Genomic DNA, 14,399 nt, shown 5'->3' with positions numbered 1-14,399 from the left:
ATCATTTGGTGTCGTTAAGTTCCTATTTGAATTAGTAACTCACCGTCAAACCTTTGACTTTCCAAAGCTTTTTTCCTATGGCGGTTTCTCACAACTCATTTAGGACTGCTATATATAGCCATGAGGGGGATTATGGTCAGACAATTGACATGATTTACAACTGGTTTTGGTTTTAATAAACCCATTTTTTATAAACCTAACCTTTAATAATTAAGCGATTATCAACTTGTCTGTTATTATTTTTAATGGATTTGAAAAGCCAACAATCCATCTGATTAAGAAAAACTATTATTAAAAATTCTTTAAGCGAGGGGAAACTGAGACAAATCCAGACCAAAATATAGTAGAAGTATCTCGTTGCAAGGGGGTTAAAATTTTGCTCTGCTGATAGTGGCAAAAAAGCGTTATAGTGCTTCTCGATTGAGTCAACTACACTCAATGTCTAACTTCCAACAGAGTTCCCGGAATCGAGCAAGGGGCTAACTTCTAAGCCTCTCTCTGATTCCAAACAAAGAGCAAAAGTGTACTGTATACAAATGAGAACTGCTATATTATTTTTCTTTTATCTAAAGTGACACAAAAGAACTACTCACTGTACTTATAGTCTCATAATACCCGCAGAATATTTGTTTTCCGACATCTGGAGAGCGAGAAATAATCACAAGGAAATGACGCATGAACGCCTTTGAGTTCGAGATTACCATTCAGAGCAAGTCAGGTGTTAGTAGCTGGCCTATTGTTGTCAGGTGTAAGCAACCGGACGGACTAACTATCCATTCAAAAGAAACCCTACAGCTAAGTCAGGATAACTTTCACCAACTCACCCAACAGCAAGAAAACGAGAAAGAATACGGTACCTTACTAGGCAAAGCCCTGTTTCAAGGGGAGGTGCGCGAAACATTTATTCGTGCTTTATCCAAAAGCAGCCAGGACTCCCCCTTGCGAATTCTGCTCTCGATTGAAGCGGCTGAAAATGACGAACTCAAAATATTGCATTGGGAAAGGCTGTGCGCCCCGATTGATACTGACGGAAGTTGGCATCTTTTAGCCCGCGATCAGCGCGTTCCCTTTTCCATTTATATTCCTACTATTATCGATCGCCGCTTTCCCCCGATTGGACGGCGTGACTTACATGCCCTTGTACTAGTAGCAAGTCCCTCGAATATCGGCAAGTTTCAATTAGCACCTTTTGATGTGGAAGCTGTTTTATCCGGAGTCAAGGAAGCGCTTGGTGAAATTCCTCACGATATTTTGGCAAATAATGTTGCAGGTGCTATCGGACCCCCGACGCTACAAGAACTTTCCACGCAACTAATCAATGCCAAAAAACCATACACATTACTGCACTTTGTCGCCCACGGCAAGCTACTTGATAACGGAGAAACTGTTCTGTATTGGGCAAAAGCCGACAATCAAGTTCTGCCAATTACTGGAGAAGAATTACTCTCAGAGCTAAAGAATATTGGCAATCATCAAAGGAGTTTACCGCACTTTGCCTTCCTCTGTACTTGCGAGAGTGCCGATCCTAGAGCAGAAGCAGGATTAGGTGGATTAGGTCAAAGATTGGTGAGAAATTTGGGAATGCCTGCTGTAGTAGCGATGACTCGCAAGGTGAGCGTAGAGACAGGCTTGGCTCTAGGACAGAACTTTTACCGACGACTGAGAGAGTCCGGAGAAGTAGACATAGCGCTACAACAGGCAACAGCCGGACTGGGAAAGCGCCACGACATTACGGTTCCGGCTTTATTTAGCCGTTTGGGTGGGCGTCCCTTATTTAGCGATCGCCTCGACAATCGGGATTTAACAGACGAGGAAATCGAGTATGGGATTGCGAAGCTAAGCAAATTCCTCGCAGAACGCGCTCCTAATGCCTCCGTACTCAAGCAGCGGTTTAAAACGCAGGTAGAGACGCTCAAAGATACCCAAGGAGCCGAGTCACGCACCGCCCGTGAAGAGCGCCAGCAGGCAATATTAGAGATCGATAACTTGTGCGATCAAGTTCTGGAAATTAGCTTTGATGCTCTCTCCGCTTTGGGTAAGGAACCACCACCCTATCAGGCTGAGTGTCCTTTTCCGGGTCTATCTTCCTTTGCTGAGGAACAATTCCACAAGTTCTTTTTTGGGCGCGATGAGCTGATTAGAGACTTACAAAAAGAACTGGCGAAGGATAATTTCTTAGCGGTTATCGGTGCTTCGGGCAGCGGCAAGTCATCCGTAGTGCTAGCAGGACTGATTCCGAAGCTGAAAGAGCAGGAGCCAAGCCTACAGTCGGTTCGTATCACGCCAAGCAACGAGCCGCTGAAACAATTAGAAATCCTGTTAAAGGTATCCCAACAGCCTTCGGTACTGGTGGTAGACCAATTTGAGGAACTGTTCACCCTTTGCGAGGATAAAGCCAATCGCCAAGAATTTATCGACAAGTTGTTACACCTTGCCGAGCGGCGGAAGGTTGTAATTACGATGCGGGCGGACTTTTTAGGAGAGTGTACCTTCTACCCCGAACTGAGAAAGCGGATTGAAACCCGACAAAAATTGGTTGGACCGATGGAACCTGCGGAACTGATTACAGCGATGAAGATGCAGGCAGATAGGGGAGGGTTGCGCTTTGAAGCTGGTTTGAGCCACTCGATTCTCAATGATGTGCAAGGAGAGCCTGGGGCAATGCCACTGCTGCAATATGCGTTGCAGGAACTGTGGAAGCGGCGGCGGGGGCGCTGGTTGTGCGATGAGGAGTACCAATCTATCGGTAGAGTTCACCAGGCGATCGCGAAAACTGCCGATGATTTTTACAATAGCCTACCAGCCAAGGAACAAGAGCAAGTCCAGAATATTTTCTTGCGCTTAACTCGCTTGGATAAGAATGCCGTACAGGAAGAGAAGCGACGGGACACCCGCCAGCGAGTGGAGTTAGAGGATCTGGTGCCAAGCGGGAGCAATCTGGCCCAGACAAAGAAGTTGGTACAGCAGCTAGCTGGTGAGGGGGTACGGCTAGTCGTTACCAGTCGGAACAAAAGTACCGGGAAGGAAGAAGTAGAAGTCGCCCACGAAGCTTTAATCCGCTATTGGCCTACGTTGCAGGAGTGGTTAAGCCAGAATCGGAGCGACTTGCAACTGAGAGAGAGCATCAATCAGGCGACGGAGGATTGGTATAACCATAAAGAGCAACCAGACCAAGAAAGTTATCTGATTCATCAGGGCGGACGATTAGAAGACGCCCAAATGCTCTTGCAGCACCCAAAATTTGTGCATCTGAATCAAGAAGAGGCGGCATATGTCAACGCTTGTTTGGAATTGCGCGATCGCATTCGCAAGCAAGAAAGACAACGCAGACATCGCTTGCTTTTCGCTGCGGTCAGCTCAGCTTTTGTCCTTGCAGGATTTGCAATTTTTGCTGGATATCAGTGGCGACAAGCAGAAATCGAGCGAATTCAGGCGTTAAGTGCTTCCTCAGAAGCTAAGTTGGAAGTGGATCAATTAGAGGCATTGATAGGAAGTTTACAAGCTGGAAAAGAAGCTAAGCATCTGTGGATATCAAAAGCAACCTTAATAAACGAAGTCAGGGGCAGGCTGCAAAAAGTAACTTCTGAAGTCAGAGAACTCAATCGCTTAGAAGAGTATGAACGCTCAGTTACAGATGTCAGTTTTAGCCCAGACGGTCAGATCCTGGCGAGTACTGGAGTTGATGGTACAGTTCGTTTGTCAGATTTACATGGTAAAGAACTAATCAAATTTTTAGGGACTAAAGAGCGGATTAGAAATGTCAACTTTAGTCCCGATGGTCGGCTACTGGCAACGGGTGCTGAAGATGGAACGGCAAAATTGTGGGATTTGCAGGGGAGAGTATTAAGAGAATTTCCTAGACAGGAAAAGGGGGTATTTAACATCACTTTCAGTCCTAACGGTCAGATTGTCGCCACTGGTTCTGGGGATGGCATCGTTCACTTGTGGAATTTGCAGGGAAAATTAATCAAAGAATTTCCTGCCCACAATATCGGTAGTAATAAAAAAGTCTGGGGTATCAGTTTCAGTCCTGATGGTAAGACTCTCGCTACTGGTTCTGGAGACCGCACCGCCAAGTTGTGGGATTTGAACGGAAAACTATTAAGCGAATTTAAAGGGCATAAAGATACGGTGTTTAGTGTTAGTTTTAGTCCCAATGGTCAAAAACTTGCTACCGCCTCTAAGGACAGCACTGTCAAGTTGTGGGATTTGAAAGGAAAAGAGTTGAGAGAATTGTCAGGACATAAAGACTGGGTGTTTAGCGTCACTTTTAGTCCAGATGGTCAGAATCTTGCCAGTGGTTCAAAGGACGGTGTTGTTCGCTTCTGGGATTTGAATGGAAAACTCTTGAAGGAATTTAAAGGGCATAACGACTCAGTTAGGAGTGTTATTTTCAGCCCAAATGGCAAGCTTTTGGCAACTGCGGGATACGACAACACTGTCCGCTTGTGGAATTTGCAATATCGCCCGCAGCTAACTGATTTTAAAGGGCACAAAGGGGCAGTGTGGAGTATCAGTTTTAGCCCGGATGGCGAGAGCCTAGCGACGGCTGGAGCTGATGGCACTGTCCGCCTGTGGGATTATTTATCAGGTGAGCAATTGGGGGAATTCAAAGGTCATAAAGGTGTAGTTTGGAAGGTGAGTTTTAGCCCAAATGGCAAACTTTTGGCTACATCAGGACAGGATGGCACCGCTCGCTTATGGAGTTTATTTGGTAAGCAACGGAGAGAATTCAAAGGTCATAAAGGTGAAGTCTTAGGTCTGAACTTTAGCCCGGATAATAAACTTTTAGCCACATCAGGAGAGGATGGCACTGCCCGCTTGTGGGATTTGTCTGGTCAGCAATTAAGAGAATTAAAAGGTCATAAAGGAAATGTACTGAGTGTCAGTTTTAGCCCGGATGGGAGACTTTTAGCGACTTCAGGAGCGGATGGTATAGTCCGCTTGTGGGATTTGTCTGGTCAGCAGTTAAGGGAATTCCCAGCGCATCGAGACTGGATCAACAGCGTCATTTGGAGCAATGATGGTCAGAAACTGGTTACAGCTAGTAGCGATCGCACTGTCCGCTTGTGGGATTTGGAAGGTCATAAATTAAAGGAATTGAAAGGTCATATAGGTGCGGTGCTTAAACTCCGTTGGAGTAACGATGGTAAGCTGCTAGCAACTGCCGGAGCTGATTCAACTGCTCGTCTATGGGATGTATCCGGTCAAGAGGTAGCCGTATTCAAAGGTCATAAAGGTGAAGTCAAGAGCGTCGGTTTTAGTCTTGATGGCAAGCTTCTAGCTACGGGTGGTGAAGATGGAACGGTTAAGTTGTGGCGGGTGGAAGGATTAGATGAGCTGATGGTGAGGGGTTGCGCTTGGGTACGAGATTATATTAACAATCCGAATACGGAACTCGATCCGAAAGAACGTCACGTTTGTGACGGTATCGGCACTGCTAGTAATTTACCAAAATCCAACTGAGACTATGAGCTGTTACTTGAAAGTTTGAAAGCTGCGCGGGAATTTTACGGCACAACTTTTTTCATTTTCATAGTTGCGATATTGGTGCTCGCTGCGATCGCGTTATTAGTTCAATCCCTTCAACACATCCAAAAGGTTGCTAGCTAGTGACATTGCTGTTTGCATTTCGGTGCTATTAGCTGGAGCTTTTTGTACAGTATTGATAAATTGCTCTAGTGATTCAAGTAGTTGATGAAGCTGCTCTGGAGCAGGCTCATTAACTACTTGCTCTTGATTTTCCTGCGCCTCTCCCGACTTATTGGAAGGCAAATGCACAGTTTCAATAGTGGGGCACTCGGCACTCGCATCCTTACTGCTATTAACCACCAGCCGCACTGCTGGATCGCCACTAATCGCATAGTTGCGGGCGTTGTTGTTAGCCGTCCACATACCAGCTAAACTCTGATTATTGGGAGCCGTGCCAAACTTGATCTCTTCTAATTCAACATTCAGGTCAGAAGAAATTTCGGTATCCCGTCTTCATGGCATCTTTGGTTACTCCCCATACTCCTGATATATCAGCTTTTACTGTATAAACAGTCTCTGAATAACAACAGAATATTTGCGGTTCAACATCTACTGAAGAGCAAAAAATAATGGGAGGAGATAACGCATGAACGCCTTTGAGTTCGAGATTACCATCCAGAGCAAGTCAGGCGATAATAGCTGGCCCATTGTTTTAAGATGCAAGCAACTGGATGGGCTAACCACCCATTCCAGCGGAATTCTCCAGCTCAGCCAGGATGACTTTTACAAGCTGACACAACAGCAAGAAAACGAGAAGGCATACGGCATCATACTGGGCAAAGCCCTTTTTATAGGAAATGTGCGTGATACCTTTGTCCGTGCCCTGTCTATGAGTAGTCAGGACTGCCTCTTAAGAATTTTGCTTTCTATTGAAGCTGCTGACAACGACGAAGTTAGAATATTGCATTGGGAAAGGCTGTGCGCCCCTATTGATACTGACGACAGTTGGCAGCTTTTAGCCCGTGACCAGCGCGTACCCTTTTCACGCTACATCCCCACTCCTATCGATCGCCGCTTTCCCCGGATTGGGCGGCGGGATTTGCGGGCGCTGGTGCTGGTAGCAAGTCCCGCCAATATCGGCAAGTTTCAATTAGCACCTTTTGATGTGGAAGCTGTTGTATCGGGGGTGAAAGAAGCGCTGGGGACAATTCCTTATGAGATTTTGGCAAATAATGTTGCCGGTGCTATCGGCCCACCAACGCTACAAGAACTATCTAAGCAACTGACTAACGCCAAGAAGCCATACACCTTGTTGCACTTTGTCTGCCACGGTAAGCTGATTGATCGGGGAGAAACTGTTCTGTATTGGGCGCAAGCCGACAATCAAGTTCTGCCAGTGACTGGGACAGAATTGCTGGACGAGCTGAGCAACATAGGTGGTCGGACGGGCTTGCCTCACTTTGCCTTCCTCTGCACTTGCGAGAGTGCCGACCCAAGAGCAGAAGGGGCATTAGGCGGATTAGCTCAGCGATTGGTACGAGATTTGGGAATGCCTGCCGTCATAGCGATGACCCGCAAGGTGAGCGTAGAGACAGGCTTGGCTCTAGGACAGAGCTTTTATCGACGACTCAGAGAGTCTGGAGAGATAGACACGGCGCTACAACAGGCAACAGCCGGACTAGGAAACCGCCACGACATTACTGTGCCAGCCCTGTTCAGCCGCTTGGGTGGGCGTCCCTTATTTAGCGATCGCAGCGAAAATGGCGAGCTAACCGACGAGGAAATCGAGGATGGCATCGGGAAGCTGCGGGAACTGCTCGCAGAGCGAGCACCTCATGCATCTGTGCTTCAGCAGAGGTTTAAAACGCAGGCAGAAAAACTGAGCAATACACGGGGAGCAGATTCACCGGTTGCCCGTGACGAGCGTCATCAGGCTTTAGAGGAACTCGACAACATCTGTGACCAAGTCCTCGATCTCAGTTTCGATGCTTTGGCAGTAGGTAAGCAACCACCAGAATACAAGGCTGAGTGTCCCTTCCCTGGATTGTCTTCCTTCGGCGAGAAAAAATACCACAAGTTCTTCTTTGGGCGCGATGAGCTGATTCAAGAGTTACAAAAGGAACTGGAGAAGGATAACTTTTTAGCCGTTATCGGTCCTTCAGGCAGTGGCAAGTCATCGGTAGTGCTAGCTGGGCTGATTCCTAAGCTTAAGGAGCAGAACCCCAGCCTACAGTGGGCTTACCTAACACCGGGTAGGGAGCCAGTCAAACAATTAGATAGACGATTAGAAAGGCTATCGAAAGTATCAGAACAGCATTCAGTACTGGTAGTAGACCAATTTGAGGAAGTTTTTACCCTTTGTGAAGATAAAGACGATCGCCAAGAATTCATCACCAGATTGTTAACCCTTGCCTCCCGGCGGAAAGTTGTCATGACGATGCGGGCAGACTTTTTAGGAGAGTGCACCTTCTACCCAGAGTTGAGCAAACGGATTGAAACCCGACAAAAATTGGTTGGACGGATGCAACCCCCTGAACTGATTACAGCGATGAAGATGCAGGCAGACAAAGCGGGACTGCGCTTTGAAGCGGGCTTGAGCAACTCAATTCTCGATGATGTTCAAGAAGAACCAGGAGCGATGCCACTGCTGCAACATGCTTTGCAGGAGCTATGGAAGCGGCGACATGGACGGTGGTTATGCGACGAGGAGTACCAAGCCATCGGTAGAGTCCAGCAGGCAATAGCTAAAACTGCCGATGATTTCTACAATAGCTTGCCAGCTTCTGAGCAGGAGCAAGTCCGGAATATCTTCTTGCGCTTAACCCGTATGGATGCGAGTGCCGTCCAGGGAGAGAAGCGACGGGACACCCGACGGCGAGTGGAGTTAGAGGATCTGGTGTCAGCAGGTAGCGACCTAGCAGTGACCAAGAAGTTGGTGCAGCAGTTAGCTGGTGAAGAGGCGCGACTCGTAGTCACCAGTCGAAATGAAGCGACAGATAAAGAAGAGGTAGAAGTTGCCCATGAAGCATTAATCCGCTACTGGCCGAGGTTGCAAAAGTGGTTGGACGAGGACAGAACCAACCTACAACTGCGGGAGATCATCACTCAGGCAGCACAGGAGTGGAAAAACCATAAAGAAAACAGAAACGATTATCTAATACAGGGAAGACGATTAGAGGAAGCCGAGGCACTATTGAAACAACCCAAATTTTTGAGCCAACTTGAGGCTGAATATGTGAAGGCTTGCGTAGACTTGCGCCAATCACGACGTAATTGGAGGATAGTCCGATGGATAGCTATCCTATTAGCTCTACTAGGCGTGGCAACAGTTAGCATTGGCATAATCATAAAATCTAGTTTGAAGCAGAAAAAAAATGTTGTGTTTGCATATCCCGGACAAACAATTGATGGACGTACACAATATGTATACCAATATCCTGAACGTGGAGAGGGGACTATTAACCAAATTCTCCTAGGCATCAATAATGACAAACGTGCTCAAGCTTGTATCAATGCTGGATCTGTAGTCTCCAAAGGAGATGAATTCTTTAAACTAACAGCGCCGAAAGAGCCAGGAGTTTATTACGTTCGATTCCGGTATGCCCAGGAGTTCGGATGTAATGAAAGGGCAAAAGACTGGTGGACGATGGGCGGTGTTCCTGATGAGAAGACTAATGTTGGGATTATTATAGTGCTTGGTAATCCCCTTAACTTTGCCATCTATCCTCAAATCTTTTATAGCTATTCTAAGAATGTGCCCGATCTAGTCAGCGATGGGGATTTGAGTAGCGGTAAATACATTATATTAGGTGACTTCAAGCTCTCCGGCGATGACGGAAAGACGGGAGCATCCCAAAGGTTTATAGCAGGTTGCGATTATAAACAACCCGTTTTTCACAAGCATCTAAGCCCTAATCAAAGATTAGAAAAAGGTGAGTGTGTGGCTTCAGAAAATAGTTTTTATTACCTTAAAATGCAAGACGATGGAAACCTTGTCCTGATTAAATCAAATGGAACACCTCTGTGGGCAGCTGGAACCAACCCGAACGGTAGTTACACTGTAATGCAGGACGATGGAAATTTAGTTGTCTATGACTTGAATAACAAGCCACTTTGGGCTTCTCATACGAATGGTTCTCCTGACCCTCAACTCTCGGTTCAGAATGATGGAAATGTAGTAATATATCAAAATTCAAGAGGAAAACCCCAGCTTATATGGGAAACTAAAACAGCAGGCAGATAATACTGCGAATGTAATACCAGCGCGCCGGTGTTATGTATCATATCTTCGTTAGCACTGTTTAGGGATCGCTGCTTGTAGTAGGCGCTAAAGTGCGTCAGGGTCAGCATCTAAGTACTTTCGTGCTCACTACGAATCCCCAACGCCGATTGCTCGCTGCTTTCTCCCTATTGGGCGGCGTGACTTGCGGGCATTGGTGCTAGTAGCGAGTCCCTCTAATCTGGGGAAGTATCAATTAGAACCTTACTATCTGAAGAAGCCCAGAATTAATCTCAGTGAGAGCGATCGCCATCTTTGTGATGGTATTAGCACTGCTAGTAGTTCACCCAAAAAGTAGGGAGCGTCAAACCAAAACGAGGACGCAAGTCCTCGTTTTAGTTTGACACTCCCTAACAACTTGAAAGCTGCGTGGGAAAAGTCCCGGCAGCCGTTTACTTAGGTGCGATCGCTATTAACTCAATCCCCTCAACACATTCAATAGATTGGTGGCTATTGACGTTGCTGTTTGCAAGCTTTCGGTATTATTAGCTGGAGCTTTTTGTACGGTATTGACAAATTGCTCTAGTGATGTAATTAACTGCGTCTGAGCCTGCTTCAGGGCAGCTTCATCAACAACTTGCTCTGGAGTTTCCTGAGCCGCCCCCTGTCCCGATTGGTTAGAAGGCAAAGGTACAGGTAGTTGAATAGTGGGGCGCTCAGCAGTGGCATCTTTAGTATTACTGACCACTAGCCGCACTGCTGGATCGCCGATAATCGCATAGTTGCGGGCGTCGTTGTTAGCCGTCCACATACCAGCTAAAGTCTGATTGTTGGGAGTCGCGCCAAACTTAATATCTTCTAACTCAATGTTAAGGTCAGAGGAAATTTCGGCATAGCGCTCGTCAAAATACTCCACTGCCGATCCAACTGGATGACCTTCTAGCAGGCGCTTCACACTACTTTGAAAGACTGCTATCTGCCTGCGAGTATCGCTAGAACCCCGAATATCTGACCAAGAGAAAGAACAGCCCCAAGCTCGATCTATATGACCAATTACAGCTAGGGCACCTCCCTTGGGATGGCTCAGGAGTTTCTGCGGCAAGCGGGCAAGAAACGGATATGGCGCAATATCGGGTCGTTCAGAAAGAAATTGGGAGTGACCGTCGAATTCATCCTTTTGGGGACAGCCAGCACCATAACAGGCAAAGTGAAAAGCAATCATTCCTAAAAGCCGCGCTTGTTCGCCAATATCGTCCCCAGAAAAGTAAAAATCTTCCGGGATCGGCTTTCGCCCCCATTCGCGACCAGGCCAGTCTTGGCACAGTAGTGCCCCTTGGTGGGGTATCTGTCGCGGATCGCCATTGGGAAAACCCATGCCGTGACTTGCGGTGAAAAGCAAACTAGGCGTTTCGCTGCCTCCTAGCAGTTGCCCCAGACGAGCCTTAGTTGCTTCTTCTTTAAGAATCGTTTTCACATTCCAGTTGGAATGTTCCTCGACAACCCATTCAGATAACGGCTGAATCAGGTCTTGAGTGCTGAGATTAGTAGCAGCATCTCCTGGGTTGCATACGCCGAAAAAGGCAGCGCTTGGGGATAAGGATAGGTTGCCAGTTTCCGCTTCTACTACACTGCGAGCGTACTGCGCGTACTCCTGTGGCGTATCAAAATAAATGCGACCTACAGCATACTGAACGCTAAGCTGGGACTGAAAGCGATAGGGAATTGTTACTGGATCTCCGACAATCATCAGGTAGTAAGGCATTTTATCCGGATCGGCTGGACCTGGCCCCACTCCCTGACGTGACAGAAACTTATTTTTTGACTCGTACTGATTTTTTGCTTTGTCGTAACGATAACCTCTAGCACCGCTGTATTCCTGGTAGTAATGCTCGTGCTTTTGAGTTGCTTGTTTTTTACGATGATCTAGTAGCTCGCTAAGTGCCTCTCGGATTGCCGGATCGGCATCGTAAGCGAAGATTACTCCCCAACCTGTTTCAGCGAGGTTTTTTGGGTCTACTCCCTCTATTGGAGCAAAATCAGGCTCTTCTTTTTGTCGCTTTTTGAACTGGATATCTTCTAAACTTTCTGGATCGAACTCTTCGCCTTGGGCGATCTTAGCTACTTGCTCGGCAGTCAAAGGAGGCAGCAAATAATCGCCACTGGCTCCATTAATTCCATTGAAGAATAGCAGGTCTTCGGACATCTCTTTGGTTCCTGATAATTTTGAGCGACTAACACCGCAAGGCTGTTGGATTGACCTTTTTTCCCACTCTTGTGTCGCAAGCACAGACGCATCTGTCTTCCCGCTTGCCTATATAGGCAAGCAGGGTTGGGGAGGTTAGGCGATCGTCCGAACAGTCTTAACGGCTTAACTAAGACTGGCGGTTAACTGCCAGAAACTGCCGACCACAGCACATGGGCTACTTCCGGTTTGGCAAAGTCGTTATGGGCACCAACAAACTTGTCTGTCACGTCATTAATAAACTTGCTGCTTTCCAGGTTGTAGACTTTACCCGGTTTAAACTGATAAGAGGCATCAGAACCGAGCATATTTATGTCTTCTACTGGAAAGCCGTTTCCGCAGAGACCAAAGCAGCCAATTCCGCCATATTTAGGCAAACCACCGGCGGCAAAGTCCACACGACTAAAGACAATCTTTCCAGCTAGGGGGTACATCTTGCCGACTGCATAGTCGAAGTGAGATTGGGTCGTAACAATTGGACCAGCGACTTTACCTTGAACGATGAGTGGATTAAAGTAACCAGGGCGATTGCGTTCGTAGGAAATTTTTGAACAGTAAGACCAGAGAGACATCGCTCCTTGAACCAAGACCAAAGAATTAACTGGCCGGACTAATTTGCCCTGACCTTTTGGACCGGCAAGGGTGGCAGAGACAAGAACGCATCCGAAACTATGACCCATCAGATGGAATCGCACAGTTTCAGGAGTGTTCTGTTGAAGTGCTTTTAACAAGTTGAACCCAGCGCTTTCACCGATTTTGCGAGCGCGGTCTTTCATCGTCCAAAAAGATAGTAGCCGCAGGGGAGTTAGAAACTTATCCCAGTCAAAGCTGCTGCCAGCACTGAAGCTGACGGGTTCTTGGTGACTTGCTTGATAGATGCCTTCCGGATCGAAACCTTCCCAATCCGAACCTGGTGCCCCACCCCCACCTTCGCTACCCAAACCAGCCTCTTGGTTCAACACTTGGTAGGCGTTTACTACCTCTGGCGGTAAGGTATCGGGTTCGCTGTCTTCCAGCCCCTTCCTAAAAATTGTTTGCAGTGCTTGCCGCGCTTCCTCAGTGTTAGCAATGCGTTCAGCATATTCATCAACGGCGCTATCGACAGGATCTGCATCGTTCACGCCAAAAGACACCGAAGCACTTGTCAAATCTTCATTGCCCCAAGGCTTGCTGGGCCAATGCACTCCGATCATTAAGGGACGAAACGGTCGCGCCTGTGTGATTTTTTCGAGATCGGCTGTTTGTTTAGCCATCGCGCCAATCCATTTGTTGTACTGATCTCGCGCTCCGGGAATGTCACCCATCCAGCCGTGGCTCATGATGAATACATCTGTGATTGGTTCGCTAGCAAGTGCTTCCAAGATTTTTTGGCTCATCAACTCGCCATGTTCATCGCGTTCTTTGCCAGATGCATCAAAAGCGATCAGGTAATACTTTAAGGAAGTTCCGGGTACTGTTTCGATTGGCATTTATAAATTCCTCTGCTTAAAGATTTCTCTCCAAAGTTAGGTGCCAAAACCAAAAAACGAACACTACTTGTAAAAAAACTTTGCAGAGTCTTGCTCAGGCAGTCCCTACTTCAGTTAGGATCGATTCAATGGGAAAGTGGTTGTTCAACTTGACTGGTAGTATAAATTGCCGCGCTCCTCGTCCGCTCAGGACAGCCGACTCAACCAGGATGTCGTATCGCCTACCCATGTCGTTAAGTAACTCTGGCTTGGGTGCCAAGTAATACTATTTCACTTTATTAGGACTTACGTACCAGTAACAGAAAAATGAACCGCCTAAGAGTTGTGAAGCGCTCTCTTCGCTTTAGACGCTCTCGTACACGTTGGCGTAGCCTGCGAGCAAGCGCATAGGAATAAGAGTTTGAGAGGTTTTTGCGTCACTCCTGTTTATGTCTAACACATATCCATCTATCGCAATCCTATTTGAGTTTGGAGATGCCAACCCTTGAGATCCCCGACTTCTTTCTCGAAGTGGGGGGTCTCGCCTTTAAGAATCATTTAGAACTGCTATATTACCCCTTTTTAATCGGATTGGGGGAATCGTAAATGTGGCATCAAAACAGTGAATTGGTATTACTCAACAATTCAATTTCTTGACGGTTACTGCTGAAGGTTACTGGCTGAAGAAGCTCTACAGGGTTTGCCAGCCGAATCCACAAAGTAGCAATTTCCCGCCCCGAAATTACTACTTAAAGGAGCCTGAGAATTTTCAGGGGCTTGAATGCATAATTTACCGAGATCCACAGTTCTCCCATCTTCAGTTTGTAGATAGCAAACCGGAATATCTATATTTGAAGCTGGCACGACTGGATAGGGAGAATCTGCCTGTAAAGGGAGGCTAAAAGCTATACCAGGAAACAATGAAATGAGAGCAGTAGATACGGTAGCTGTTAAACGAAAGCATCTGAACATTGGGTTTTCTTAACTTTTAATGGTTGAGTTGATGGGTGAAATATTA

At 46.9% G+C, this 14,399-nt stretch carries 6 protein-coding genes; 2 read left to right on the top strand and 4 right to left on the bottom strand.

From position 1 onward, the window contains the following. Positions 1 to 675 precede the first annotated feature (675 nt). The gene (locus NDA03_RS25100; protein ID WP_348239488.1) at positions 676 to 5,466 is read left to right on the top strand and encodes a CHAT domain-containing protein; all 4,791 of its coding nucleotides are present in this window, start codon (positions 676 to 678) and stop codon (positions 5,464 to 5,466) included. A gap of 105 nt (positions 5,467 to 5,571) precedes the next feature. Here NDA03_RS25100 and NDA03_RS25095 read toward each other — a convergent pair whose 3' ends face one another. Beyond that, positions 5,572 to 5,895 carry a hypothetical protein gene (locus NDA03_RS25095; RefSeq protein WP_190411515.1) on the bottom strand — a complete coding sequence of 108 codons (324 nt, stop codon included), beginning with the start codon at positions 5,893 to 5,895 and terminating at the stop codon, positions 5,572 to 5,574. Between the two features lie 223 nt (positions 5,896 to 6,118). Here NDA03_RS25095 and NDA03_RS25090 point away from each other — a divergent pair, with 223 nt between their 5' ends. Beyond that, positions 6,119 to 9,715 carry a CHAT domain-containing protein gene (locus NDA03_RS25090; protein WP_190411514.1) on the top strand — a complete coding sequence of 1,199 codons (3,597 nt, stop codon included), beginning with the start codon at positions 6,119 to 6,121 and terminating at the stop codon, positions 9,713 to 9,715. Between the two features lie 448 nt (positions 9,716 to 10,163). On the opposite strand, the gene NDA03_RS25085 is transcribed toward NDA03_RS25090, so the two are convergent. The 3 genes from NDA03_RS25085 to NDA03_RS25075 form a co-directional block, all read right to left on the bottom strand. Next, the gene (locus NDA03_RS25085) at positions 10,164 to 11,894 is read right to left on the bottom strand and encodes a hypothetical protein (RefSeq protein ID WP_190428103.1); all 1,731 of its coding nucleotides are present in this window, start codon (positions 11,892 to 11,894) and stop codon (positions 10,164 to 10,166) included. Between the two features lie 182 nt (positions 11,895 to 12,076). After that, positions 12,077 to 13,402, bottom strand: coding sequence for a hypothetical protein (locus NDA03_RS25080; protein WP_190428043.1), 1,326 nt, complete (start codon positions 13,400 to 13,402; stop codon positions 12,077 to 12,079). A gap of 639 nt (positions 13,403 to 14,041) precedes the next feature. After that, positions 14,042 to 14,353: a hypothetical protein gene (locus tag NDA03_RS25075; protein ID WP_348239487.1), complete on the bottom strand. Its 312-nt coding sequence runs from the start codon at positions 14,351 to 14,353 to the stop codon at positions 14,042 to 14,044. Positions 14,354 to 14,399 lie beyond the last annotated feature (46 nt).

The sequence above is a fragment of the Trichocoleus sp. Lan genome, assembly GCF_039961855.1.
Taxonomy (GTDB): domain Bacteria; phylum Cyanobacteriota; class Cyanobacteriia; order Cyanobacteriales; family FACHB-T130; genus FACHB-T130.
Note: the sequence above shows the minus strand (reverse complement) of the source record. Positions and strands in the feature narration are given on the sequence as shown.

Bases quoted from the DNA above. Each gene is read 5' to 3' on its own strand.
- NDA03_RS25090 (WP_190411514.1), top strand. From the start codon at position 6,119: ATGAACGCCTTTGAGTTCGAGATTACCATCCAGAGCAAGTCAGGCGAT.
- NDA03_RS25075 (WP_348239487.1), bottom strand. From the start codon at position 14,353: ATGTTCAGATGCTTTCGTTTAACAGCTACCGTATCTACTGCTCTCATT.
- NDA03_RS25085 (WP_190428103.1), bottom strand. From the start codon at position 11,894: ATGTCCGAAGACCTGCTATTCTTCAATGGAATTAATGGAGCCAGTGGC.
- NDA03_RS25080 (WP_190428043.1), bottom strand. From the start codon at position 13,402: ATGCCAATCGAAACAGTACCCGGAACTTCCTTAAAGTATTACCTGATC.
- NDA03_RS25100 (WP_348239488.1), top strand. From the start codon at position 676: ATGAACGCCTTTGAGTTCGAGATTACCATTCAGAGCAAGTCAGGTGTT.
- NDA03_RS25095 (WP_190411515.1), bottom strand. From the start codon at position 5,895: ATGTGGACGGCTAACAACAACGCCCGCAACTATGCGATTAGTGGCGAT.